Source organism: Vibrio nigripulchritudo (genome assembly GCF_027924785.1).
Lineage (GTDB): Bacteria > Pseudomonadota > Gammaproteobacteria > Enterobacterales > Vibrionaceae > Vibrio > Vibrio nigripulchritudo.
Map to the genome: position 1 here is coordinate 2,134,554 of NZ_AP027050.1, position 22,749 is coordinate 2,157,302.

A 22,749-nucleotide genomic window follows, 5' to 3' on the forward strand; every position below is an offset into this window, starting at 1 on the left:
AGATTAAACCAATGAAGTTTTTTATCGCTTTGACTATAGCCGTGTGTTCATTTGCCACACATGCATCGCAGCAAACAACACTCGACCCTCAAACATTGATTAGAGTAGCTTCAGGTTGGAGTGGCGAAGGCATGTATCTTTTTACGCATGAAGGCTATAAATACCCAGGCTGTAACCAATCGAAATTTGTGATCAAGAAACATCACCCACTCTTCTCAGAGCTCGTATCAATGTCACTTTCTGCATATCATGCCAAAAGCAAGGTCGCACTTAGAGTTGACGGATGCGATGGAAACCCAGACCACTCGGTCAATATCGTGGCATTAGATCTGGTTGATTAAGCAAAGCAGATCCCTAACTAGATTTTTTGAAAACCGAACGGTCAATGGCGAGACGTTCGGTTTCTTTGTGTTTTTAAAAATGATGTATTGAATATTTGTCACCATATACCACGCATTTCTTGTCTCTCATTCACTTGGCAACTAGGTTTAACATATACAACAAACTTAATAAGTTGGAGTTTATGGACGAACCTGAAAATAGCTTTAAAGCTTATGGATGCCAGCGATGTGCGAATGCAAGTGACCTTGGTTTTGAACTCACGATGGCTTTTCAACCGATTGTCAGTACCCAATCCCAAACCTTATTTGGATACGAAGCATTGGTGAGGGGAACCAAAAACGAGTCCGCAATTTCCGTCATGTCTCAGGTCACTGAAGAGAAGAAATACGCCTTCGATCAACAATGTAGAGTAAAAGCCATTTCAATGGCTGCGAAGCTAGGCATGACATCGGTATTAAGCATCAACTTTCTTCCAAATGCCATATATAGCCCAGAGCGCTGTATTAACACGACTTTACAAGCCGCTAAAGCATTTGATTTTCCTATTCAGAACATCATGTTTGAATTTACTGAAGTGGAAAAAATGGACGATTTTGAGCACACGAAAAACATCATCAGTCACTACAATAAGCTCGGATTTAAAACTGCTGTGGACGACTTTGGCTCAGGGTTTTCAGGCTTAAACAGGCTGGCAAACTTCCAAACGAACATCGTAAAAATAGATATGGATTTAATTAGAAACATCCATCAAGACAAAGTCCGTCAAGTAATCATTAAACGCTGCTTGCAAATGTTTGAGGATTTGGGAGTTACCCCCGTTGTAGAAGGTATTGAAACCCTTGGGGAATACCAGTGGCTTCGGGCCCAGGGCGTCGATCTAATGCAGGGATACTTATTTGCGAAACCGGGGTTTGAGAGCTTACCGGATGTGAATTTTTCATCTTTATCAGAATTTGAATAACATCATAATTTACATTGTAAATCTGCTAGATAGCTAAACGACCATTTGGCAGATAACCTGCAACAACTAAAGCAAATGATATTGCTTCGTTTTGTTTTTAAAGAAACTTAAGCGTTCGCAGATAAAGATAACTTAGCCCGTGAAATAATAGATTTAACCCCATGAAGTTCCTTTATCTAAGTATTCAAGCCATCCTTTTTGAACTATTGATTCTGTGGTGTTTATTACACCGCTCACTCCAAGTGAATTATCTTTTTTTCGCGTAGGATGACCGCATCAAGTGGCATTGCCGCAATACCAAATCAAAAGAGAGCGTTCTTAGCACTTACAACGAAACTGAGTGGCAATTATTCTTAACGATATATCATCAAAGTGCCTTATTTATTCTTCAAATAGCCCCACCATCAATAGTATCGCTCCTATTGACCGTGCAGGGTCTGAATACGGCTCTTAATTTCCAATATAATGGTCTGTAAATTATTATCCTCAATTCTTTCTTTAAGCAGGTATATGCCGATCGTCGAAAGTGGATGTTTTTCTTCAATATCCAAAGGTTTAATATTGTACATTGCAAGATAATTTGACATAGAGCTGGGGTAAGCGAACAATGCGTCGGTTCTAGTCAACCAATCAATCGCAACCATAAGCGAATTTGTCCCGTAAGTGGTAGAACTTTGAAAAAAAGGATCTATTTCAATATCAAAAACCTCTAGACCTTTTAAGTAGCTATACGGCCTATCGCTGAGCCCTATATTAACTTTAGGGTAGTCTTCCAAATCATTGCGGCTCACAGTGCCTTTGGAAAGTGGGTGATACTTTCGCGCAAACACAGAATCTGACTGAACAAATAGAGGTAAAAAATGAACCTGACCAGAACGAGTTAACCCTTCAATCTCGTGTCCAAGGAATATATCGACTTCCTCACTGAGCAACTTGTCCATCAGCAGAAGTTGGCTGCCAATTTCAACATGAATATTGGCTGTGGGATAACGGATGGAATAGGATTCAACCAGATCGTTGACAAACAAAATCCACCATGCATCACCTGTTCCCAGCCTTATTTCGTTCCGGTGATGCTGATTCATATTGTCTAACGTCGCAATCATCCTTTCGTGGATTCTCTTCATTGATTGGGCTTTCTCGTAAACCACTTCACCATACTCAGTTAAAGTAACTCCTCTCGATGTCCGATTGAAAATCTTACATCCCAGTTCGAGCTCCAGTTTTTTCATGTTATGCGTCAAAGTCGGTTGACTAATACACAATTTTTTTGCTGCAACCGTCACAGAACCTTGCGTCGCGACTTCAAGAAATTGAGTCATAAACTTATGCATAACTTCTCCACATTACTAGATATAGATTTTATCTATATTTCCTCTGTTAAAAATGAATTTCAAAATAACACAACACACAGATAACATATTTACATCATATTGGTAAGTTTTTGATAAACAGAAAAGTGACAGGGAGTCCATATGATCAAAAGTAAACCAGCCTGGCTAATCGCCACAATCGCATTAGCGTCATTTCATATCTCAGCACAAACCGTTAAGTTTGAGTGTAAATCTTCAGGGACGAGTAAACCCTACTGTAACTACATAAAAGAACGATTCGAGTCCGAAACCAACCATACACTTAAATTTATGGAACTCCCCAGTTCCTCTACTGAAAAATTAGGAATTCTCCAGCAATCCTTCGCTGCTAAAAGCTCTGACTTTGTCGATGTCCTTCGAATTGATGTGATTTGGTCTGGAATATTAGACCCCCATCTAATGGATATAACTGAACATTTTTCCGATAAAAGAAGTAGTTTCTTTACTGGTGCATGGGACAACAACATCGTAAATGGCAAATTGAAAGCTCTGCCATCTTCTCTAGATGCTGGTTTGTTGTTTTATCGTAAGGATTTGCTTGCCAGATACAATCAACCCCTCCCAAAAACCTGGCAAGAGATGGCGAGTATTGCAAAATACATCCAAACCGAAGAGCGAAAAGCTGGGGCAACCGACTTTTGGGGACTGGTCTTCCAGGGTAAAGCCTATGAGGGATTGACCTGTGACGCCATTGAGTGGGTATCTTCAAACGGGGGAGGTGCCATTGTCGATAAAAAAGGCAATATCACCATCAACAACCCAAAAGCGGCGCAAGCGCTCGACATGGCGGCAAGCTGGATTGGCGATATATCTCCAAAAGGTGTTTTGGCTTATCAGGAAGAGGAGTCTCGAGCAGTATTCCAAAATGGTGATGCTCTGTTTATGAGAAACTGGCCATATGCTTACGTATTGGGACAAGCGGATAAAAGCCCTGTTAAAGGTAAAATTGGAATAATGCCCTTACCAAATGGCGACAGTGGTCATGGTGCGGCGGCTCTGGGTGGCTGGCAATGGGCAGTGAACAATTACTCTAAAAATAAAGAGGCGTCTCTTCAGCTTCTGGAGATTCTGATCAGCCCAGAAGCACAAAAAATGCAATTCATGTTCGAAGGATTAAGCCCAAGCCTCACAGCACTATACGACGACCCTGAAATTTTGAATGCAGCTCCTCACATGAAAGAGTTTGGAGCAATTTTTGCTGATGCCGTGGCGCGCCCCTCTTCTCAAACCAAATTGCAATACGCAAAAGTTTCAAGAGCCTTCTTCAATGCTGCATTTCGCACACTTAGCGGTGAGGTTGATGGAGCAACAGCGATAGTGGACTTAGAAAAACGTTTGAAGCGAATTAAAGGTCACAAGTGGAAGTGATCTTCGCGTCACAGTGAGAGGCAACGTTTTGCTCGTTGCCCACTTTCTATTCCTGAACGCTGACAAGAGAGAATTATTGAATGAGAACTTTCACAATCGCTGGGGTATCGTCCACTAACTCCCGCCAAAGAAAAAAAAGCTTGCAGCAACGCCGCGCTCGGGTCGCTTTGTGGCTAGTAGCACCAGCACTAACCCTACTGTTTGCCGTTGCGGGCTGGCCTTTGATAAGAACTATTTTATATAGTTTCACTGACGCCATTCTAAGTACCCCCGAACATTACGACTGGGTGGGTTTTGACAATTATTACCTTGTATTTGAGGGAAATTCTTATGGGGTTTTAACAGATCCGCTCTGGTGGCAAGCCGTTGGTAATACACTTTGGTTTACAGGATGGTCAGTTTCATTAGAGCTGGTTTTCGGGTTGCTATTTGCTCTCCTGATGAACCAAAAATTTCGTGGGAGAGGGTTCCTAAGAGCAGCAATATTAGTGCCCTGGGCCATACCGACTATTGTCAGTGCCAAAATGTGGGGATGGATGTTCCACGATCAATATGGCGTTGTGAATTCCATTCTCAATGGTCTCGGGATCACAGAGGAAAAACTCGCATGGATAGCGGAACCCAGTTTATCAATGTGGGCGGTAGTAATGGCTGATGTCTGGAAAACCGTCCCATTTATGGCGCTAATGATCCTAGCTGCGCTACAGACTGTTCCAGCTGACCTCTACGAAGCCGCAAAAATTGACGGTGCTAATGCGTGGAAGCGATTTTGGCGCATAACATTACCTTTGATCATGCCAGCCATTTTAGTCGCAACAATATTTCGAATGATGGATGCACTAAGAATCTTTGATTTGATTTATGTATTGACTTCTAACAGTGACTCCACAGTTTCCATCTCTGGATACGCTCGCGACCAATTGATTGAATATCAGGAGATGGGGATGGGATCAGCCGCATCGGTTTTAGTATTTGTGCTCATCGCAAGTATTGCTATTTCGTTCCTATATGTCAGCCGAATATATAAACTTGGAGATGACAAATGAAGCTTACAAATCACTATCATCAAATACTGCTCTACAGCGCCGTATTGCTGGTGACACTTTTCTGTGTTTTCCCTTTTTACAACACTATATTAACGTCATTCCGAACTGGCAATGACTTGTTTCAGGTAAATTTTTTACCCACAACATTCCACTGGAGAAACTACTTGGATGCTCTATTGATAGACGGAGTAGCCAGAAGTTTACTTAATTCAACGATTGTAGCCACCCTGTCGGTTGGGATGAGCCTACTAGTGGCAACCCTAGCCTCTTTTGCACTCGCACGCATTCGATTTCGAGGCAAACAAGGCATTCTATTAACCATTTTATGTGTGTCAATGTTTCCTCAGGTTTCGGTTTTGACTGGTATGTTTGAATTGGTTCGCTTTTTTGGTTTATACGACTCCTTAGGGGCACTCGTCATCTCATACATAACCTTTTCTCTGCCTTTCACAATATGGGTGCTAACGACATTTATCCGTACCTTGCCTGCTGAACTAGAAGAAGCCGCCATTGTCGACGGTGCAAACACTTGGATCATCATTACACGAGTTTTCGCGCCCCTGTTAGCCCCAGCTCTTGTGACAACAGGGCTACTTGCATTCATTGGTGCTTGGAACGAATTTATGTTCGCTCTTACTTTTACAATATCACCAGAAAACCGCACTGTACCTGTTGCAATTGGGCTCATGGAAGGGTCATCAAGGTACGATTTGCCCTGGGGAAAAATCATGGCGGGATCCGTTATCGTTACACTTCCCATTATCGCACTGGTACTTGCATTTCAAAAACGCGTAGTCAGTGGATTAACCAACGGTGCCGTTAAAGGCTAACAAGAGGTACTTATGTCTGAATTACGTTTAGAAGGCATCAACAAAACTTATGGAAACCACAGTGAAGTCATACCAAAAATTGATTTGGATGTCTCCAGTGGTGAGTTCGTCGTCGTCGTTGGTCCATCAGGATGTGGTAAATCAACTCTTCTCCGGATGATTGCCGGATTAGAAGAGATAACCAAAGGCAGCATGTACATAAATAATAAGTTTGTTAACGATGATACGCCTTCAGAGCGTGGGATTGGTATGGTTTTCCAATCTTACGCTTTGTATCCACATATGACCGTAAGGCAAAACATTTCATTTTCGCTCGAGTTAGCCAAACTCAGCAAGCCTGAAATAGAGCTCCGAGTCGATAAATCTGCCAAGATTTTACAACTGGAAGAGTTGCTCGAGCGAAAGCCTAGAGATCTATCCGGAGGACAACGCCAGAGAGTTGCGATCGGGCGAGCCATCGCTAAAGAGCCAACTCTATTTCTATTCGATGAACCATTATCCAATTTGGATGCAGGGCTTCGTGTTCAAATGAGAATGGAGATCGCCAGCCTCCACCAACGACTGAATTCCACTGTTATTTACGTAACCCACGATCAGGTTGAAGCAATGACCCTTGCCGAACGCATCGTGGTCCTAAACAAGGGCACCATTGAACAAGTAGGCACACCTCTTGAGCTGTATGATTTACCTAAAAACAAGTTTGTTGCTCAGTTTATCGGCTCACCCAAAATGAATATTTGCGATGCTAACGTTATATCGACTTCATCAGAAGGATGCACGATTCGCACGCTGGGTAATGAAAAGTTAACACTCCCGATAAAGGTCAACAAAGAAATAAATGACTTTGTTCAATTAGGAATTCGTCCAGAACATTTAATCGCTACAGCAGCAAATAGTGAAGATGGAGCACTAGTGTTATTTGTTGAGCAAATGGGAAATGAAAGCTACCTGTATGTGCAAGTTGGCGAAAAGGAACCATGGATCATACGTCGCAGCAAGCGAAGTAATTTGGTCGCTGGCGACTATATCACACTCAATTTACCTCCAGAGCATTGTTATCTTTTCGACAAACAAGGGAACACACTTCCACCAATTTTAAAACCCAGCAGTAATTATTCATTCAATATTTGAGGATCAAAGCATGTCACGAAATATCGTATTAATAGGAGCAGGTAGTATCCAATTTGGTTGCGAAGCGTTAGGTGATATTTTTCAAAGTACCATTTTGCATGGCAGCCATATTGTACTGCATGATATTAATGAAAAAGCACTAGCAAGTACGCATGCAAAAGCAGAGCAGTTTATACAAAAACACGACCTTAATTTTACAGTAAGCTCTACGCTGAACCGAAGAGAGGCATTAACACAAGCCGATTTCGTCATTTCATCAATAGAGGTCGGCGATAGATTTGCTTTGTGGGATATGGACTGGTCAATACCACAACAGTATGGGATACGCCAAGTCTATGGTGAAAATGGAGGTCCCGGCGGATTATTCCACTCACTCCGTATCATTCCACCAATTCTTGATATTTGCAGTGATGTTATGGACATCTGTCCGGATGCATGGGTATTTAACTTCAGCAATCCAATGAGCAGAATCTGTACAACAGTTTATAGAAAATTTCCGGCAATTAAGTTTATCGGTCTTTGCCATGAAATTGCCTCACTGAAACGCCACCTCCCTGAAATACTTGGAGTCGACTACGATAAACTAAAAGTTAGAGCAGCAGGACTAAACCATTTCAGTGTAATGCTAGAAGCTGTTTACAAAGAGACAGGGAAAGACGCCTACCCAGATGTAAGAGCCAATTCAGAAAAATATTTTAGAAGCTGTCCAGGGTACAGTGATCTATACCAAAACTTCAAAAATACGGGTGAAGTAGTGCAAACGGAGAGTTCTAGCCCCTATGATTATCCCGATGACATGGTGGCATCTCGTCCCTGGAGCGACCACACCCTGTTTAAGGAAGTATTGGATAAATTCGACTATTTTCCTATTACGACAGACAGCCATTTTGGCGAGTATATTCAATGGGCACATCAGGTTTCAGATCATCGCGGAATAAAAGATTTTTACGACTTTTATCGAGCAGCCCTTGGAAAAGGTCCTTGTGAGATAGAATTGATCGAAAAAGAGCGTGTAGTCTCTATTATTGAAGGAATCTTGACTAATAGCGGTTATGAGGAAGCTGCGGTCAATGTTCCAAATACAGGTCAACTTATTCGCAATTTGCCAGAATGGATGTGCGTCGAAGTACCTGCACTAGTCAATAGTGAAGGGCTGCAAGGTATAGCAGTAGATATGCCCCCGGGAATTGGTGGGCTGCTTACAAACCAAATCGCCGTCCACGATCTGACTGCGCAAGCGGTGCTAGAACAATCACGTGAGCTGGTGATTCAAGCCTTGCTAGTTGATCCTGTAGTGGATCAATGTAGTCGTATTCCTGAGATGGTTGATGCTTTTATTGAACGCCAGTCACCATGGCTGGATTACTTAAAATAGAGGCGAGTCAGTTTCTATCGATCTAAGCCCGCCTTCGTTATGAAGGTGGGTTTTCTGGTATTTAATCATAATTTACATTGTAAATCTGCCAGATAGCTAAACGACTATCTGGCAGATTTACCGCGAAAATCAGAGCAAATGATATTGCTTCGCTTTGTTTCTTAGGAAGCTCAAGCCGTCGGTCATTACTTCTTCCGGGCTGTTGGCAACGGGTCGCCATACAGAAAGGGCAGAAGCGATCTGAGGAGGCAGATTAATAAAGCTTTCCATCGCCATGCCACCTTTGTAATGAATGGCAGATAGAGCTGCAAAAACCTCATCCCAATCACACGTTCCTGCCCCCGGCACACCGCGATCACTTTCAGAAAGGTGAATGTATTTTAGGTGTTCCCGACACGCTAAAATACCGTTGGCTGCGCCTTTTTCTTCAATATTCATATGGTAAGTATCCAGATGAATGAAGATGTTGTCAGAACCAATCTTGTTCAGAAGTTCAACCGCTTGCTCTCCCGTATTGAGCAGGTGATTTTCATATCGGTTGATCACCTCAATCCCCAATTCAATGCCTTGTTTTTTGGCATAGTCAGCGGTTTTTCTCATTGTGATAGCTACGTTATCCAACTCTTTCTGCGTAGGAGGTTGGCCAGTGCGCTCGCCGATACCGCCATAGGTGACCCCCGTTAAACACTGACCGCCCAGCACCGCTGTTTTATCAATCGCCAGCTTAAGGAAATCGAACGCTTTATCAGGCACCTGCGAAGGCAAACGATCCAGTGGCACGCCCAGTGAACACACTGCATTTAGCTCCGCTTTTTCCAGCAAATTTCTTGTGTGGGGCGCATCCACCCCCGGAGGATCTAACATGGTGATTTCCAAAAAATCGATCCCTTTGTATTTGGTCGCTTCGGCGATAGCACGTTCAGCGCCCTCTCTTGTCCACTCCAACGCCCACATACTGGTATGTACTCCAAATCCCTTCATCTCATTTCTCCTTTAAGTTTTTTTTCGTTGAAACCTTACCCAGCCCCAGCGAACCACCATCACAGCGATTAAGAACAGCCCCCATGCTGCGGTGGCAAAATGTTGATTGATTCCGATTAAATTCAGCCCTGAAGAGAGCGCTTGAAGAATAACCAGAGCAAGAAGCACCGAGACCACACGACCAAAACCGCCGAATGGGTCGACACCACCAAGAAAACAAGCCAGTACCGTTATCAGCAGATACGACTCCCCGTGCCCGACACGTACTGAGTTGAAACGCAGCATCATGACTATACCTGCGACGGCGCAAAGCACGCCCGACAAGGTATACACCCAAGTCAGCGCCCGTTTGGTGTGAATGCCGGAATAACGCACCGCTTCGATATTGGACCCCATCAGATAGGTGATCAGCCCCAATCGGCTTTTCGCCAGAAACACATAACACAACAGAAATACAGAAAGCATGATCAAGAGGGGAACGGGGATTCCCAGCACGCTGCCGTGCCCTAATGGCTGAATGAATTCGGGAAAGCCGGAAATGTCTTTACCGCGCGTCAAAAACTCCCCCAAACCTCGGAGGAAAATCATCATGGCAAGAGAAACCAGTATCGGGTGAGCATTAGTGTAAGCAATGACGGCTCCCATGATGTAGCCCGATATAGCCCCAACCAGCAACGCCACCAGACAACCACCAATAAATGCCGCGACAGAGGCATCGGTTCCGCCAAATTGCGTCAGTATCCAGGCTAGCGTTAGCCCACAGAAGTTTGCGCTAAAGGTGATTGCCAGATTGAGTCCACCTGTCAGAATGGGCAGCAACATAGCTAGGGTCAAAATCCCGAGCTCCGGCAATTGAAACGCCATAGACTCAAAATTCGCCGCTGATAAAAAACGAGGGGAAGCCAGACTGAACCCGACAAATACAGCAGCTAGCAGCAGGCTTAACCCAAGGTTTTCAATACCCACGGTTTTGATCAGATGCGACCACACACCGTCAGCCGTTTGATTTTCGGTTTTATCTTTGGTGGACTTGTTTTGAATAGAGCCAACACGTGGATTACTCATGCGCTCCTCCCTTCGCCAGATCTTTGCGGTTTCCAAATGAAATGGAAGACCAGTCGATATTCGACACCGAGATCGCTACTAAAATCACTATCCCGACGACCATCTTGAAAGCGTATGGAGACACCCCAAGCAGGTTTAGCCCGTTTTGGGTTACCGCCACCAGCATCACCCCAAGAATACAGCCAAGCACGGTGCCACGACCGCCGCCTAACCTTGCACCGCCCAGCACTACTGCGGCGAGTACATCCAGCTCTCGTCCGTACATGGCGTTAGGCACCACTTCTTGAGCGTAATTCACCTGCATAAGCCCTGCGATACCTGCCATCATGCCCATCCACCCAAACGCGATGTATTGCATTGCACCGATATTGATGCCGATGCGCCGAGCCCCTTCCGGGTTGTTACCAAACGCATAAAGCTGCCTGCCGATGTTGGTATGCCGAACCAGAATCCAGGTAGCGAACACGCATATCGCCATCACCACAACCGGAAGCGTCAGTTCCGCCCATGAGCCGTTCGGCATTTCGTGTTCAAAAATGATGACCCTGTCCGTCCACCAGTCCGGCAGGTTGTAAATGGAAACGCCACGGGTAAAGAACATCAACAGACCAAAGAAGGCGTTAAATGTCGCGATGGTGACCACAATAGAAATGATGCGGAAATGATGAATCAGCGCAGCGTTGATGGCGCCAAGTGCGATGCCGACCAGAGCCGACAAAGTCACCCCCATCGCCCAGCTCCCGCCGCCTAAATCGATAATGGTGGTGGCCACCAGGTACTGAACAACGGATGCTCCGACGGCAAAGGAAATATCGATGCCTCCGGCAATCAACACCACCAATAATCCGACAGCAAAAATCAGGTTGATGGAGCTGGCATTCAACAAATCAAACAGGTTGGTTAACGTGAAGAATTGCTCGGTGGAAAACGATAGCCCCACGCATGCCAGCAGCAACACAAACCCAAGCCAGACTTCCGTTGCCTGATGGCGATAAATTTCTTTCCACCAAGGCAAGGTGGAATGAGCAGAAACATCAGACATACACCACCTCCTCTAAGGCTTTTAGCTCCAGTTGGCGAGGATCGTATTCGCCGACAATATGCCCGTCTGCCATGTGCAAAACTCGGTCAGCGTTGAAATACACTTCCTGAATTTCATCTGAAATGAGCAATATGCCCAGTCCTTGTTTCGCCAGCTTTCTTACAATTTCAAAAATGCCTGCTCGCGCTCCGACATCAACGCCGACAGTGGGGGAATCCAGAATGAGTAATTTGGGTTCGGTCACCAGCCATTTGGCGATCGCTATGCGTTGCTGATTGCCCCCTGAAAGCGTGGCTATCGCGTCTTCCGGCTGGCCGATTTTGACTGCCAGTTCTTTGATCCAGTGGGTGACTAATTCTGATTTTTTATTGGCTGAAATCAGCCCGGTGGACGCCAGCAACTTGCTGAGCACTGGCAGTGCGATGTTGTCGGCAATAGGTTGTTCCTGAATCAGCCCAAGCGAAAGGCGATCTTCAGACAGGTACGCGATACCAGCATCAATCGCATCTCGATTTGAGTGAAATATGACAGGCTTGTCGTGCATCCGAATAGCGCCTGAATCCGGTTTCGACATGCCAAATAACGTTTTTCCAAGCTCAGTGCGACCAGCACCGATCAACCCGATTAAGCCTACGACTTCTCCTTCTCTCACCGTTAGGGAGACGCGGTGAAATTCTCTGTTTCGAGTCAGGTTTTCGGTTTGAAGAACAACGGGTAAAGAGTGAGTATCCACCGCAGAGACGGAGGATGTGAATGATTTTCCGGTCATCAGCTCGGTTAAGCGAGACTGGGTCATGTTGTCGGTATCATACACACCGACTAATTTGCCATCGCGCAATACGGTAACTCGATCGGAAATGTCCAGTACCTCAACCAACCGGTGACTCACAAATACTACCGAAACACCGCTGGCAGATAACTTGCGAACCACTTCGAGCAGGTAATCGGTTTCTGCCTGAGTGAGAGACGCCGTCGGCTCATCCATAAACACCACTTTGGCATCGGATATTAACGCTCTGGCAATTGCGACTATCTGCCTTTGCGCTATAGGTAAGGCTTTTACAGGCAGGTTTAAATCCAGTTCGACACCCAGTTTCTGCAACGCTTGGGTGGCAACGTCTGCCAGCTTAGAGTGATTAACCCAACGCGGCGACATGCCAAGGCTGCTCTCGATGGCAATGTTTTCTGCCACCGTCAGCTCTGAAAACAACGCCAGATCCTGCCAGATAACGGCGATGCCTTGCGCCCTAGCAATCTGAGGTGTGATTTTAGTGAACCTTTTACCAGCAAGCTCCATTACAGTATTGCTGTCTGACTGATAGACTCCAGTAATGACTTTGATGATGGTGCTTTTACCGCACCCATTTTCACCCGCCAGACAATGTACTTCTCCTGCCCCTACTTCAAAGTCCACCTCATCCAGAGCCTGAACTCCGCCAAAGCGAATCGATATGCCTTTAAATCGCAGTATGGGCTTTGTTTCCGGAGCACTGTGCCGAGCTGCAGAGCCGTTTGGTTCACCCTGTTTTTCGCTTGATCTTTCCACTCAACAATCCTTGTATCCTTGCTTACTTCTAGGGTCTGTTGACCTAGAATTTTGAGCAGGGTGAAGATTCACCCTGCTCACACGATGTAAACTGCGAGCGAGTTGCTTATAGCCCCATCGCCGCTAAGTCATCGACGGTGTCTTTGTTGAGTTCGACCAGTTGGTCAACGATCAGGTTAGTGGAACCTGCTTCAGGGTTCACCACACCCAGACCTGGGATTTCTGTACCAGCCTGAATGGTTTCGCCTTTGATCAGCTTGTCTGCCATGGTCACAAACACTTTGCCCGCTTCCATTGGGTTCCACATGAAGCCACCCGTTAGCACACCAGAGTGAACCAGCTTACGACCCTGACCCGGTGAAAACGGACCAAGTACCAGAACGTCACCCGTTTTACGACGTTCCTGTACCGCACGAGCCGCACCAATTGGTCCCTGACTACCGAATGCTAAAAAGCCTTTCAGACCCGGATTTGCCGACATCAGATCCAGCGCAGTCGTACGGCTGTCATCCACACTTTCTGCCACGCCATAGCGATCGCCGATAAGCTTCATATCTGGGTGATTGGCTTTGATGTACTCGATCGCCGCGTCTGCCCATGCGTTGTGCAGGGGTACCGTCAGAGAGCCCACAAATACGGCGTATTCGCCTTTACCGCCCATTTTTTCTGCCAGCAACTTACCGTAGGCATCACCAAAACCTTTCACCGAAGCCAGTTCAAAGTTCCAGTCCACGTTTTTCTGAGCGGGTGACTCATGAGTGATAACCTTAATGCCCTGCTGACGCGCTTTCGCCAGCACGGGCTCCAGCACTTCGGCATCGTTGGGTACAACCCCAATCGCATCGACACCCTGTGCAATTAAATCCTCAATTGCACGAACCTGCAGAGCAGGGTCAGCGCTTGTAGGACCAATCATAAAAGCATCCATTCCCAAGGCTTTACCCTGTTGCTTAATGCCTTCTTCCATCGCATTAAACCAAGGGATACCACCGATTTTCACCACCACACCCATGGTGGGTTTGTCGGCGGCGACGGCAGACATTGCCGTCACAATAGCGAGAGCAAAAATTGAAATCTGTCTAAGCAAAATATTCATAGCTTTAAAATCCTTCTTCGAAACACCCCATTTGGAGTGCAGCTGAGCGACTTGTAGCAAATCGAATCTGGCAGACCACCTGCCAGTCAGGACGGTCGAACTTTGTGTTCGCCCGAATCCAGTGCTCTCAACCTTGAAAGCACCATCGATTGTGCAAAACAACTTTACTTAGGCACTAAACAAAACTATGAGCTTGTCGCACGTTTTTTTGCTCAGTGACTCAGATTTAGCACAATCGATAGTGCAAATAGTAATGTATACTTGAGACAAACGAATGCCTCACTATTGATACGGATATAAAATTTAAGTTATTGATTTGCTAACTTACTAAAAAATAAATGATTATTTTTTATGCAAATCAGACAAATAATTTGAAAGGCATAAAAGGAAGCGCTATGAGCCGTTCAGAGAAAAAAACCACCATTTATGACATTGCCAAAGAGCTGGAGATTTCCCCCTCCACAGTGAGCTCTGCATTAAATGGCACATGGAAAGCCAGGCGAATATCGGAAAAGAAAGCCTTGCACATCCAGCAAGTCGCCCGAGAAAAAGGGTATTACATTAATATGCAGGCACGTGGGCTAAGAGCAGCAAAGTCAGGGATGGTTGGATTACTGATTCCGCAACACGACAGCCGATTCTTCGCTTCTCTGGCTCAGGAATTTGACCACAGCGCTAAAAGCCGCGGGTTGTGCCCTATTGTTATCGCAACCGAACGGGAATCGTCCGACGAGCTCAAAACCGCTGAAACTTTGATCTCCTTTTCGGTTGACGCACTGTTTATAGCAGGTGCATCAAATCCAGATGCCATCAGCGAGCTATGCCGGCAGGCTGCGGTGCCTCATATCAACCTCGACTTACCGGGTTCAAAAGCCCCATCCATCGTGACAGATAACTTCTCAGGGGCAACAGATCTGGTCTCTGCTTTAAGGGGAAGAATTGGGAATGCATGCCCGCATACTATGGTGTTTATTGGCGGTAATTCGGAAGATTACGCCACCAGTGAACGCATTCGGGGCTTTAACCATGCCACTTCGGATTTGCCTGACAGCCAATGCGCCATCTATGCTGAAGGTTATTTACCAAAACAAGTTCAGGAAACCGCCAGCCGAATCTTTCAGCCTTCAAAACCCGCCCCTGCCGGTGTCTTTGTTAACTCCATTACCGCATTTGAAGGCATCATTCAGTTTATGCAGGAAAACCACAGACACCCGCTCAGGCGCTCGGTAATTGGCTGTTTTGACTATCACCCGTTTCTCGCTTACGTCCCATACAACGCTTTTATGGTGCGCCAAAATGTGGAAGAGATGATCCACCTGGCATTTGAGTGTTGGGAACGCGGCGACACTGGCAACCATGTTGTAAAAGTCAAACCCGAGCTGGTTATCAACGGGACATAACCCCTTTACCTATAGGGTATTGGGTTACAAATAAGCGCATCAACTGCCAAGGGGTATTGTGTAAATGTAATAAAACGGGCACAGTTCAGAGTCTTCTCAACATGACTTGCGATTCATAACCGAGATACACATAATCGAGCTCAACCTATTTGTTTAACTTTTGTTTCTAAGCCGTTAGGGTCTGTTGACCTAGACTGGACAGGTATAGTTTCATGAACATCATTTTGAATACCGATTCGTACAAAGCCTCCCATTACCTTCAATATCCGCCAAAAACAGAATTCGTATCCAGTTATATAGAATCCCGCGGTGGTGAATACCCACAAGGTGTTTATTTCGGTTTGCAGATGTTTCTTGACCAATATTTGTCGAAACCTCTTTCTCAGGAAGACATTGATGAAGCAAAAGCCGTATTGACCGCACACGGTGAACCCTTCAATGAAGAAGGCTGGCAATACATTCTGGATACGCACAAAGGATACCTGCCCGTTGAAATTCAAGCGCTTCCTGAAGGCAGTGTCGTGCCTGCCCGTACACCGTTGGTGCAAGTGCAGAACACGGACCCAAAATGCGCCTGGTTAACCAGCTATCTTGAGACGGCGTTATTAAGGGCAGTCTGGTACCCGACCACCGTCGCCAGTAAATCTTTTGCTATCAAATCCATCATCCGGCGTTATCTAGAAGAGACTGCCGACAGCCTTGACGGTTTGCCATTCAAACTGCATGACTTTGGCGCTCGTGGTGCTGCAAGCAATGAGGCGGCTTCCATTGGTGGGTTGGCACACCTTCTTAACTTTATGGGGACAGATACCGTCTCTGCTTTGGTTTACGCAAGACGTTACTACAACGAAGACATTGCGGGCTATTCTATCCCGGCGGCGGAGCACAGCACCATAACGGCATGGGGGCAACAAAACGAAAAGCTGGCCTACCAAAACATGCTTGAGCAGTTTGCTAAACCCGGAAGCCTGGTGGCAGTGGTCAGCGACAGTTATGACCTGTTCCACGCGATAGACCACATCTGGGGCGACGAACTAAAAGAGAAGGTAGAACAAAGTGGCGGAACCTTGGTTGTTCGACCAGATTCAGGAAACCCTGTGGAGATCGTCGCGCAAACCATCGAGCGATTGATGGCGAAATTTGGCGAGAGCCGAAATTCGAAAGGCTTCCGTATGCTACCAGATTGCGTGCGCGTGATTCAGGGCGACGGCATTTCAAAAACCACCATCGAAAGCATTCTGTCGGAACTGAAATCCAAAGAGATCAGTGCAGACAACTTGGCATTTGGTATGGGTGCAGAACTGCTGCAGAAGGTAAACCGAGATACCATGAAGTTTGCCATGAAAGCCTCTGCCATTTGTATTGATGGTAAATGGCACGACGTCTACAAAGACCCAGCGACCGACCCTAACAAAGCATCCCGAAAAGGTCGCCTGGCGGTAATCGAGGCATCAAACTGGGAAACAGTTCGTGAAGATGAGTTGAACGACCGTGAAAACGCACTTCAGGTTGTGTTCAAAGATGGTAAAGTACTCAAACGCCACACGCTTCAGGACATTCGCGAGCGTATCCAAACCTACGTCTGATTGTAATAACATGATTCGGTGTTGCCACAACTAAATGTGGCAACACTTCTTTACCCTAGCGTAACTGTTCTTAGAAACAGGGGGTCAATGGAAGGTAAATCCACCATCCACATTCACCGCCTGACCCGTTACGTGCTCTGCCTGAGCAAAATACACCGCAAGCTTGCCCATATCTTCCGGGGTTTGACCTACGCCTTGAGGGATCAGAATGTCTTGGTGGCGCGCCCAAGATTCTTCCATGGTTTCACCTTCCAGTTTCCAACGCTCAGCTAACCCGTCCGGTCCGTACCACATGGCGGTAGGCACAATACCCGGACAAATCGCATTCACTGTAATACCTGTACGTTGCATCTCTTTTGCCAGCGAATTGGTAAACCCGACCACTGCAAATTTCGATGCGCAATAGTGCGCTAAATCGGGGAAGCCTTCTTTTCCCGCGATAGAAGCAACATTAATAATTCGCCCGCTTCCCGCTTTTTTCATGGCAGCAATTTCAGCTTTGCAACACAAGAACACCCCTTTAGCATTCACGTTGTTCACAAAGTCCCAGTCTTCTTCAGTTAATTCTTCAACAGACTTGATACTGAGTACCCCTGCATTGTTTACTGCTATATCCAGTGTTCCAAAGCGTTCGACGGCTTTCGATACCATGCTTTGCACATCTTCCCATTTTGAAATATCACTTTGCAGAGCCAGTGTCTCAACGTCATAGCCAGTCAACTCTTTTGCCGTCGTTTGGGCGTTGTCGACATTGATATCGGCGATCACTAAGTTGCAACCGAGTTTGGCAAATTCCGTTGCGATACCTTTGCCAATTCCTCTCCCCGCACCTGTCACAAGCACTGTTTTTCCTTTCAGAGACATAAGATTTCCTTTCTGTTTATTGGTTTATTCAAAACTCAATAATCAAAAAGTGTTCCGGATAAAATGGTCTAACAACCCATTAATAAATAAAGAGTTAGAAGAAAGGTGAAATCTATGTGGTGTTGCAGGGAGAAGTTGGATGCAACAGGTGTGGCATTAGTGGAATCAAAGATGAGAAATGGAAAGTAGGAAGAAGGTCATAGAACTTATGACCTTCATAATCAGCTAATTAGAGTGAGAGCGTAAATATTCGATCCGCATACATTTTCCCGCCGATTTCATAGGCGTCGGGAACGGTTTCCTTCAGTTCAAAACCACTCTTTTCAAGCACGCGTTCTGAGGCGACGTTTCCTTCAGACACAATGGCTCTGAACTGAGTAAGTTGGTGCTCACTTTCTGCCCATTTCAGCAATGCTTTGAGAGACTCGGTGCCATATTGTTTTCCGTGAAAGTCCGGCAGTAGCAAGTACCCGACTTCTGCAATGCCTTTATCCATAAAGAAACCGGTCACGCCAATAGACTTTCCGGACGCTTTTTCACGAAGTACCAAACAAAGCCAAGCTTCTGATTCAGGCGTCCACTCAGGCAATCGGGATTCAAACTGTCGTCGGATATCGTCTTCCTCTGGCGCATCAAAACACAGTGCGATCACCGAAGGGTTAGTGAGAAGCTCTCTAAACAGCTCCCAATCTGATTCGGTAATAGGTGACATAGAAAGACGAGACGTTTGAATCATAGAATTTCCTTTTTATGATTGAACTAAAGATTGCCTGTGTTGGCACTGAATAAACATAAACTGGGGTTTAGTTTTTAATCGGTGGTATCGGTCTGGTGACATCTCTTTCACCTTTTCTGTTACCTGCCCTTCGGTAAATTGGGAAACCACAAGACCGCTTTGAGTGATGGCGGCGAAGCTCTCGGTTAAAGAACGGCGATAGAAAGAAACTTCAACAGGCTGGCTAAGGGTATGCCATTCCTCTTCGATCAGTTCGCATTGGAAGTAATCGCCACTTGGTGACTCAGAAAAATCCACCATAGGGTGATGGGTAGAAAACACCAGCACACCCGTTGGTTTGAGTACTCGGGCGCACTCTTTAAAAAACGCCGATAAGTCTTTGAGATAATGAACCATAAGCGGGCATACAATCACATCGGCACTTGCCGCTTTTTCCTGAGGCAAACCGAGAGACAGATCCTGAGCGTAAGCACGAACCTTTTCACCAAACCGCGACTGAACAAGCTGGATCATCTCGGAAGACAAATCCACGCAAGTAACGTTAGCCGCCCCAGCCTTTAAGAAATGGTCGGCGTATTCGCCGGAACCACATCCTAAATCCAATACGACTTTACCCGTCACATCACCGACCAACGCCAGCGTAGATGGACGCTCGAAATTGGCATTGTAGATGTTGTCTTCCACTGCCTTTGCATACTCTTTTGCATGTTTGGTGTACATATCGAATTTCATAAAACTTCCTATGGGATAAGCACTTAAAGCCGGTGACGAGTAAAGATTTCAACAAGACTATCGCTTTTTTCAAATTCAGTGCAATCAAAACTTTCGCTGATTCGTCTTACTAATGAAGTGCAAAATTTTCACTCATTAAAGAAGAGAATCAATATGGAACAAAAACACTCAGTTTTTGCGCAAGCTGCGCTGTTTCTTCGTTTTGGGTTGGGGACCGTCTTTGTGATTGGCGGGCTGTCTAAGCTCAGCCTTCTGCTTTCCTCATCAAAGCAGGCGGGTATGGTTGCCAATTATATGGGGACAACCGGATACATTAATGAACTGTTCCAGGATTATTTATTCAGCAACGGAGTGTTAACACCTTGGTTCTTTCTTACTTCACTTTCAGCGTTTGAGCTGGCTTCGGGCATTGCCCTGATTATTGGCTTCATGGTTCGCCCGCTTGCTCTTTTTTACGGCTTACTTTTGTGGACGTTTGTCTTTTCTCTCCCGGTGGACACGGTGCCCGGAGCATCGGTGGGCGTGAAAACCTATACGTCCCCCGCAATATTCGTTCAAATCCGTGATATCAGCCTTTCCGGCATGATGTTCGTGCTGTTTAACCTCGGAGCAGGAGCGAGGAGCTTTGATTACCGACGAAACTTGGGTAATCACACAACACCAGACTGGGAATCCCTCGGGTTGCTATTGCGATTCTCCCTGGGTTTGACGTTTATTGTGGGCGGCTTTTTTGGCACTTACGCCAAAATCCCTACCTTTGCGACACCGCAGATCATTCTGGCTGTCATCGGGGTGGTGTTGATATTTGGCAGAGATCAGCAAATCAAGGCTGCCGGAATAGCGGTAATCGCGGTCATGCTGTGGTTTATGGTAACCAAAATCAGTGTCGACAAAGGCATTATCGCCAACTTAAATGGCTTTAAACGGGAATTTGCACTCGCCGCGGCGGGTCTTGTTTTAGTAAGGCTTGGTGGGGGTAGCCGTTTTACCTACCGCGATGTATTCCATCGAGCTAAGCGCACACTGAAGCCCAATAGTCTGCCTGATTCACCGATTGTGTAAGGAGCTGCCATCGCCTGCGGGTACACGCCAGTAGGCGAACACGTTAAATATGTTTGGTTTATTTAAACGCTCGGCACATCCGTCTTTAGACAAAGCACTTCTTAACCAGCTCTATCGCTATGCGCTTTCGCTTTGCCACGACGAATCACAGGCTCATGACTTGGTGCAGTACAGTTGTGAAAAAGTACTCACAACCATAGTCGAACCAACGCAAATCAAGCCTTATATGATGAAGGTCATCCGGCACGCATTTATCGACCAATATCGACGAAAACAATTCGAACTGGTTAAAGACGACAGTGAAATTTTAGAGACGATTGAAAAAGAAAGCGATGTGCTGAAATCAATGGAAGACATCGCCATTGATGGACAGCAAGTTGACTGGATTTTATCCCGAGTCACACCGCATGAGCGAGAACTGCTTTACCTGTGGGCAGTAGAGGGCATGAGCGTTCAGGAAATCGCAGAGATGACCGACACGCCAAAAGGTACTCTACTCTCAAGACTGAACCGGCTCAGGAAAAGAATCACGACAGAATTTAACCACCTCCAAGATCAGGAGGCACAGCAATGAATCAGAAACCATCAGACAAAAAGCTCAAACAGGGCGTTAAGCAGTTTTATAAGAGCCAGCATCTTTCTGAAGATCAGCTGGAGGCGATGCTGCATAAAACATCAACGCCCAAAAGCACTTTACCGTGGCAGCGAGTCGCCATTGCAGCCATGTTGCTGATCGCAGTCTCGTTATTCTTCCTATTTCCGACCAGAAATCACTATTTAGATATTTCCTCAGAAATTGCCTACAACCATAACAGTCAAATGCAAATGGAAGTGATGACAAGCTCCTTATCGGGTATTCGCACGTATCTGAACCGACTAGATTTTTCGCTGACCTCTTCTCAGCATCTTCCCACCAGCCAGTGGCAAGTGATTGGGGGGCGTTATTGCAGTATTGAAGGTAAGCTCGCGGCACAAATTAAAGTAAAACACTTGGAAACCAACGAGATCTATACCCTGTATCAGGCACGTTTGCCTGATTCGTTAGGTTCTGGAGTGAAGCGATACACCACCGATATTGATGGTGTAAACGTCACGCTATGGGAAGAAAACGGTTTGCTGATGGGGCTGGCGAACTGAAAAGCTAAACCGGAAACACTTTTTCAAAGCGTTCCAGCACCAATTCTGAATCCTCATTAAATTCAGCACCGACTTCACTGGCATATTGGGTAAAAAACTCGACATGCGCTTTGTGCCAGTGGGCATAGGAACGATCGCCTTCCCCTTCAGCATAAGCAAATTCTTTCGTCACTTGGTTAAACGGAGAGAAAGACACATCGGTCAACTTCACAATGCATACTGGCTCTTCTTTCCAGTTCAATACAATGGTTAGCCTTCCAACCACCGGCAGCGGCTCATTTTCGATGTCATAGCCTTGCTTCAGGCTGCACGATGCGGTTTTGATACTCTCATTAATCAGCCGAGCGCACTCGTTCGCATTGTATTCATCAGCACAAAAATACTCGGCAGTAACTTGAGGGATGGTCTCTCTTTCATTTTGCGGGAGCGTTTCAAGGTATTGGTTTAGAAAGGCTTGTTGTTCTGGTGTCATGGTTTTCCTTCATCTGATGCATTGTTGTTTTCGTTGCTGGCAAACGCTTGCAACAAACTCGGTTTTCGCGTCCGTGTAATCATCCATGTGACGATTAGTACTTGCTGCTTGAGATTTTAACTTGGAATAAGCGCTTCTTAGTTCAGCGCTGTTTATTAACTGATCTCGAAAATACATTAAGTCGTGCCATAATTCAGATTCAAAAGGCATGACATGTAAATAGTGAGTCTTAATCTGGTAACTGTCATCGGTAAATTTGGCAAAAACGACTCGATCAGACATCTCAACTTTTAGCCTCAGAAATCCGATCGCTTTTAATTGTAATTCCAACTCTGAATTCAAATCACTAAATCCACTGATCCCCAAAGCGATATCAATAATAGGTTTTGCACATAACCCTTCAATCGCGGTACTGCCAATATGTTGAATTCGAGATGTATGAACCTTTGTCTGAGCAACCAACTCCTGTTTGACTCGCTCAAACTCTTTCTTCCAATCAGAATCGTAATCAGCGAGCACGACTTCACTGTGAGCTAAACCTAGAGTCACCTTTTCTCCTTCCTGATAAATCTATTTCATGTAGGGGAACTCTATTGAGACTCCC

At 45.7% G+C, this 22,749-nt stretch carries 23 protein-coding genes; 12 read left to right on the plus strand and 11 right to left on the minus strand.

Annotation, left to right across the window (positions count from 1 at the left end; all coding sequences use genetic code 11):
• Positions 1 to 11: 11 nt before the first annotated feature.
• Positions 12 to 341 (plus strand): hypothetical protein, encoded by a 330-nt coding sequence (locus tag QMG91_RS27900; protein WP_223098651.1) that lies wholly within the window; start codon positions 12 to 14, stop codon positions 339 to 341.
• A gap of 182 nt (positions 342 to 523) precedes the next feature.
• Positions 524 to 1,303 (plus strand): EAL domain-containing protein, encoded by a 780-nt coding sequence (locus QMG91_RS27905; RefSeq protein ID WP_281831312.1) that lies wholly within the window; start codon positions 524 to 526, stop codon positions 1,301 to 1,303.
• 419 nt (positions 1,304 to 1,722) lie between these two features.
• Here QMG91_RS27905 and QMG91_RS27910 read toward each other — a convergent pair whose 3' ends face one another.
• Positions 1,723 to 2,637: a LysR family transcriptional regulator gene (locus QMG91_RS27910; protein ID WP_223098653.1), complete on the minus strand. Its 915-nt coding sequence runs from the start codon at positions 2,635 to 2,637 to the stop codon at positions 1,723 to 1,725.
• Between the two features lie 141 nt (positions 2,638 to 2,778).
• Between QMG91_RS27910 and QMG91_RS27915 the strand changes: the two genes are divergently transcribed.
• The 5 genes from QMG91_RS27915 (at position 2,779) to QMG91_RS27935 (ending at position 8,426) form a co-directional block, all read left to right on the plus strand.
• A complete protein-coding gene (locus tag QMG91_RS27915; RefSeq protein WP_281831313.1) occupies positions 2,779 to 4,044 on the plus strand; it encodes an ABC transporter substrate-binding protein in 1,266 nt (421 codons plus the stop codon).
• An 80-nt stretch (positions 4,045 to 4,124) separates the two neighbouring features.
• Entirely contained in the window at positions 4,125 to 5,090 is a 966-nt protein-coding gene (locus tag QMG91_RS27920) for a carbohydrate ABC transporter permease (protein WP_223098657.1), read from the plus strand.
• Positions 5,087 to 5,920, plus strand: a complete 834-nt coding sequence (locus QMG91_RS27925; RefSeq protein ID WP_223098659.1) for a carbohydrate ABC transporter permease — start codon at positions 5,087 to 5,089, stop codon at positions 5,918 to 5,920. Before QMG91_RS27920 ends, QMG91_RS27925 begins: the two co-directional genes overlap by 4 nt.
• A 12-nt stretch (positions 5,921 to 5,932) precedes the next feature.
• Positions 5,933 to 7,051 (plus strand): ABC transporter ATP-binding protein, encoded by a 1,119-nt coding sequence (locus tag QMG91_RS27930; protein ID WP_281831315.1) that lies wholly within the window; start codon positions 5,933 to 5,935, stop codon positions 7,049 to 7,051.
• A gap of 10 nt (positions 7,052 to 7,061) precedes the next feature.
• Positions 7,062 to 8,426, plus strand: coding sequence for a family 4 glycosyl hydrolase (locus QMG91_RS27935; protein WP_223098665.1), 1,365 nt, complete (start codon positions 7,062 to 7,064; stop codon positions 8,424 to 8,426).
• A 129-nt stretch (positions 8,427 to 8,555) separates the two neighbouring features.
• On the opposite strand, the gene QMG91_RS27940 is transcribed toward QMG91_RS27935, so the two are convergent.
• From QMG91_RS27940 to QMG91_RS27960, 5 genes are all read right to left on the minus strand, one after another.
• On the minus strand, positions 8,556 to 9,407 hold the full coding sequence (locus QMG91_RS27940; protein WP_281831316.1) for a sugar phosphate isomerase/epimerase family protein: 852 nt from the start codon (positions 9,405 to 9,407) through the stop codon (positions 8,556 to 8,558).
• A 12-nt stretch (positions 9,408 to 9,419) separates the two neighbouring features.
• A complete protein-coding gene (locus QMG91_RS27945; RefSeq protein ID WP_281831317.1) occupies positions 9,420 to 10,472 on the minus strand; it encodes an ABC transporter permease in 1,053 nt (350 codons plus the stop codon).
• Positions 10,465 to 11,514, minus strand: coding sequence for an ABC transporter permease (locus tag QMG91_RS27950; protein ID WP_022598981.1), 1,050 nt, complete (start codon positions 11,512 to 11,514; stop codon positions 10,465 to 10,467). Before QMG91_RS27950 ends, QMG91_RS27945 begins: the two co-directional genes overlap by 8 nt.
• Positions 11,507 to 13,060, minus strand: a complete 1,554-nt coding sequence (locus QMG91_RS27955; protein ID WP_281831319.1) for a sugar ABC transporter ATP-binding protein — start codon at positions 13,058 to 13,060, stop codon at positions 11,507 to 11,509. The genes QMG91_RS27950 and QMG91_RS27955 overlap by 8 nt, the downstream gene beginning before the upstream one ends.
• 106 nt (positions 13,061 to 13,166) lie before the next feature.
• A complete protein-coding gene (locus tag QMG91_RS27960) occupies positions 13,167 to 14,156 on the minus strand; it encodes a substrate-binding domain-containing protein (protein WP_004404085.1) in 990 nt (329 codons plus the stop codon).
• Between the two features lie 395 nt (positions 14,157 to 14,551).
• Here QMG91_RS27960 and QMG91_RS27965 point away from each other — a divergent pair, with 395 nt between their 5' ends.
• A complete protein-coding gene (locus QMG91_RS27965; RefSeq protein ID WP_022592347.1) occupies positions 14,552 to 15,556 on the plus strand; it encodes a LacI family DNA-binding transcriptional regulator in 1,005 nt (334 codons plus the stop codon).
• A gap of 212 nt (positions 15,557 to 15,768) precedes the next feature.
• Positions 15,769 to 17,142 (plus strand): nicotinate phosphoribosyltransferase, encoded by a 1,374-nt coding sequence (locus QMG91_RS27970; RefSeq protein WP_281831321.1) that lies wholly within the window; start codon positions 15,769 to 15,771, stop codon positions 17,140 to 17,142.
• A gap of 84 nt (positions 17,143 to 17,226) precedes the next feature.
• Here the strand turns inward: QMG91_RS27970 and QMG91_RS27975 are convergent, their stop codons facing one another.
• The 3 genes from QMG91_RS27975 to QMG91_RS27985 form a co-directional block, all read right to left on the minus strand.
• A complete protein-coding gene (locus tag QMG91_RS27975) occupies positions 17,227 to 18,006 on the minus strand; it encodes an SDR family NAD(P)-dependent oxidoreductase (protein ID WP_004404064.1) in 780 nt (259 codons plus the stop codon).
• Positions 18,007 to 18,235: 229 nt separating this feature from the next.
• Positions 18,236 to 18,742 (minus strand): GNAT family N-acetyltransferase, encoded by a 507-nt coding sequence (locus tag QMG91_RS27980; RefSeq protein ID WP_022562196.1) that lies wholly within the window; start codon positions 18,740 to 18,742, stop codon positions 18,236 to 18,238.
• 12 nt (positions 18,743 to 18,754) lie between these two features.
• Complete coding sequence (locus QMG91_RS27985; RefSeq protein ID WP_281831322.1) at positions 18,755 to 19,474, minus strand: class I SAM-dependent methyltransferase; 720 nt, start codon at positions 19,472 to 19,474, stop codon at positions 18,755 to 18,757.
• Positions 19,475 to 19,627: 153 nt separating this feature from the next.
• On the opposite strand from QMG91_RS27985, the gene QMG91_RS27990 reads away from it, so the two are divergent.
• The 3 genes from QMG91_RS27990 to QMG91_RS28000 are packed head-to-tail and all read left to right on the plus strand — an operon-like array spanning position 19,628 to position 21,673.
• The gene (locus tag QMG91_RS27990) at positions 19,628 to 20,536 is read left to right on the plus strand and encodes a DoxX family membrane protein (protein WP_281831323.1); all 909 of its coding nucleotides are present in this window, start codon (positions 19,628 to 19,630) and stop codon (positions 20,534 to 20,536) included.
• Between the two features lie 49 nt (positions 20,537 to 20,585).
• A complete protein-coding gene (locus QMG91_RS27995) occupies positions 20,586 to 21,110 on the plus strand; it encodes an RNA polymerase sigma factor (RefSeq protein ID WP_281831325.1) in 525 nt (174 codons plus the stop codon).
• Positions 21,107 to 21,673 carry a hypothetical protein gene (locus QMG91_RS28000; protein WP_281831326.1) on the plus strand — a complete coding sequence of 189 codons (567 nt, stop codon included), beginning with the start codon at positions 21,107 to 21,109 and terminating at the stop codon, positions 21,671 to 21,673. Before QMG91_RS27995 ends, QMG91_RS28000 begins: the two co-directional genes overlap by 4 nt.
• A gap of 4 nt (positions 21,674 to 21,677) precedes the next feature.
• On the opposite strand, the gene QMG91_RS28005 is transcribed toward QMG91_RS28000, so the two are convergent.
• Together QMG91_RS28005 and QMG91_RS28010 are read right to left on the minus strand one after the other, a co-directional pair.
• Positions 21,678 to 22,145, minus strand: coding sequence for an ASCH domain-containing protein (locus tag QMG91_RS28005; protein WP_281831327.1), 468 nt, complete (start codon positions 22,143 to 22,145; stop codon positions 21,678 to 21,680).
• 9 nt (positions 22,146 to 22,154) lie between these two features.
• Positions 22,155 to 22,694, minus strand: coding sequence for a GrpB family protein (locus QMG91_RS28010; protein ID WP_281831329.1), 540 nt, complete (start codon positions 22,692 to 22,694; stop codon positions 22,155 to 22,157).
• Positions 22,695 to 22,749 lie beyond the last annotated feature (55 nt).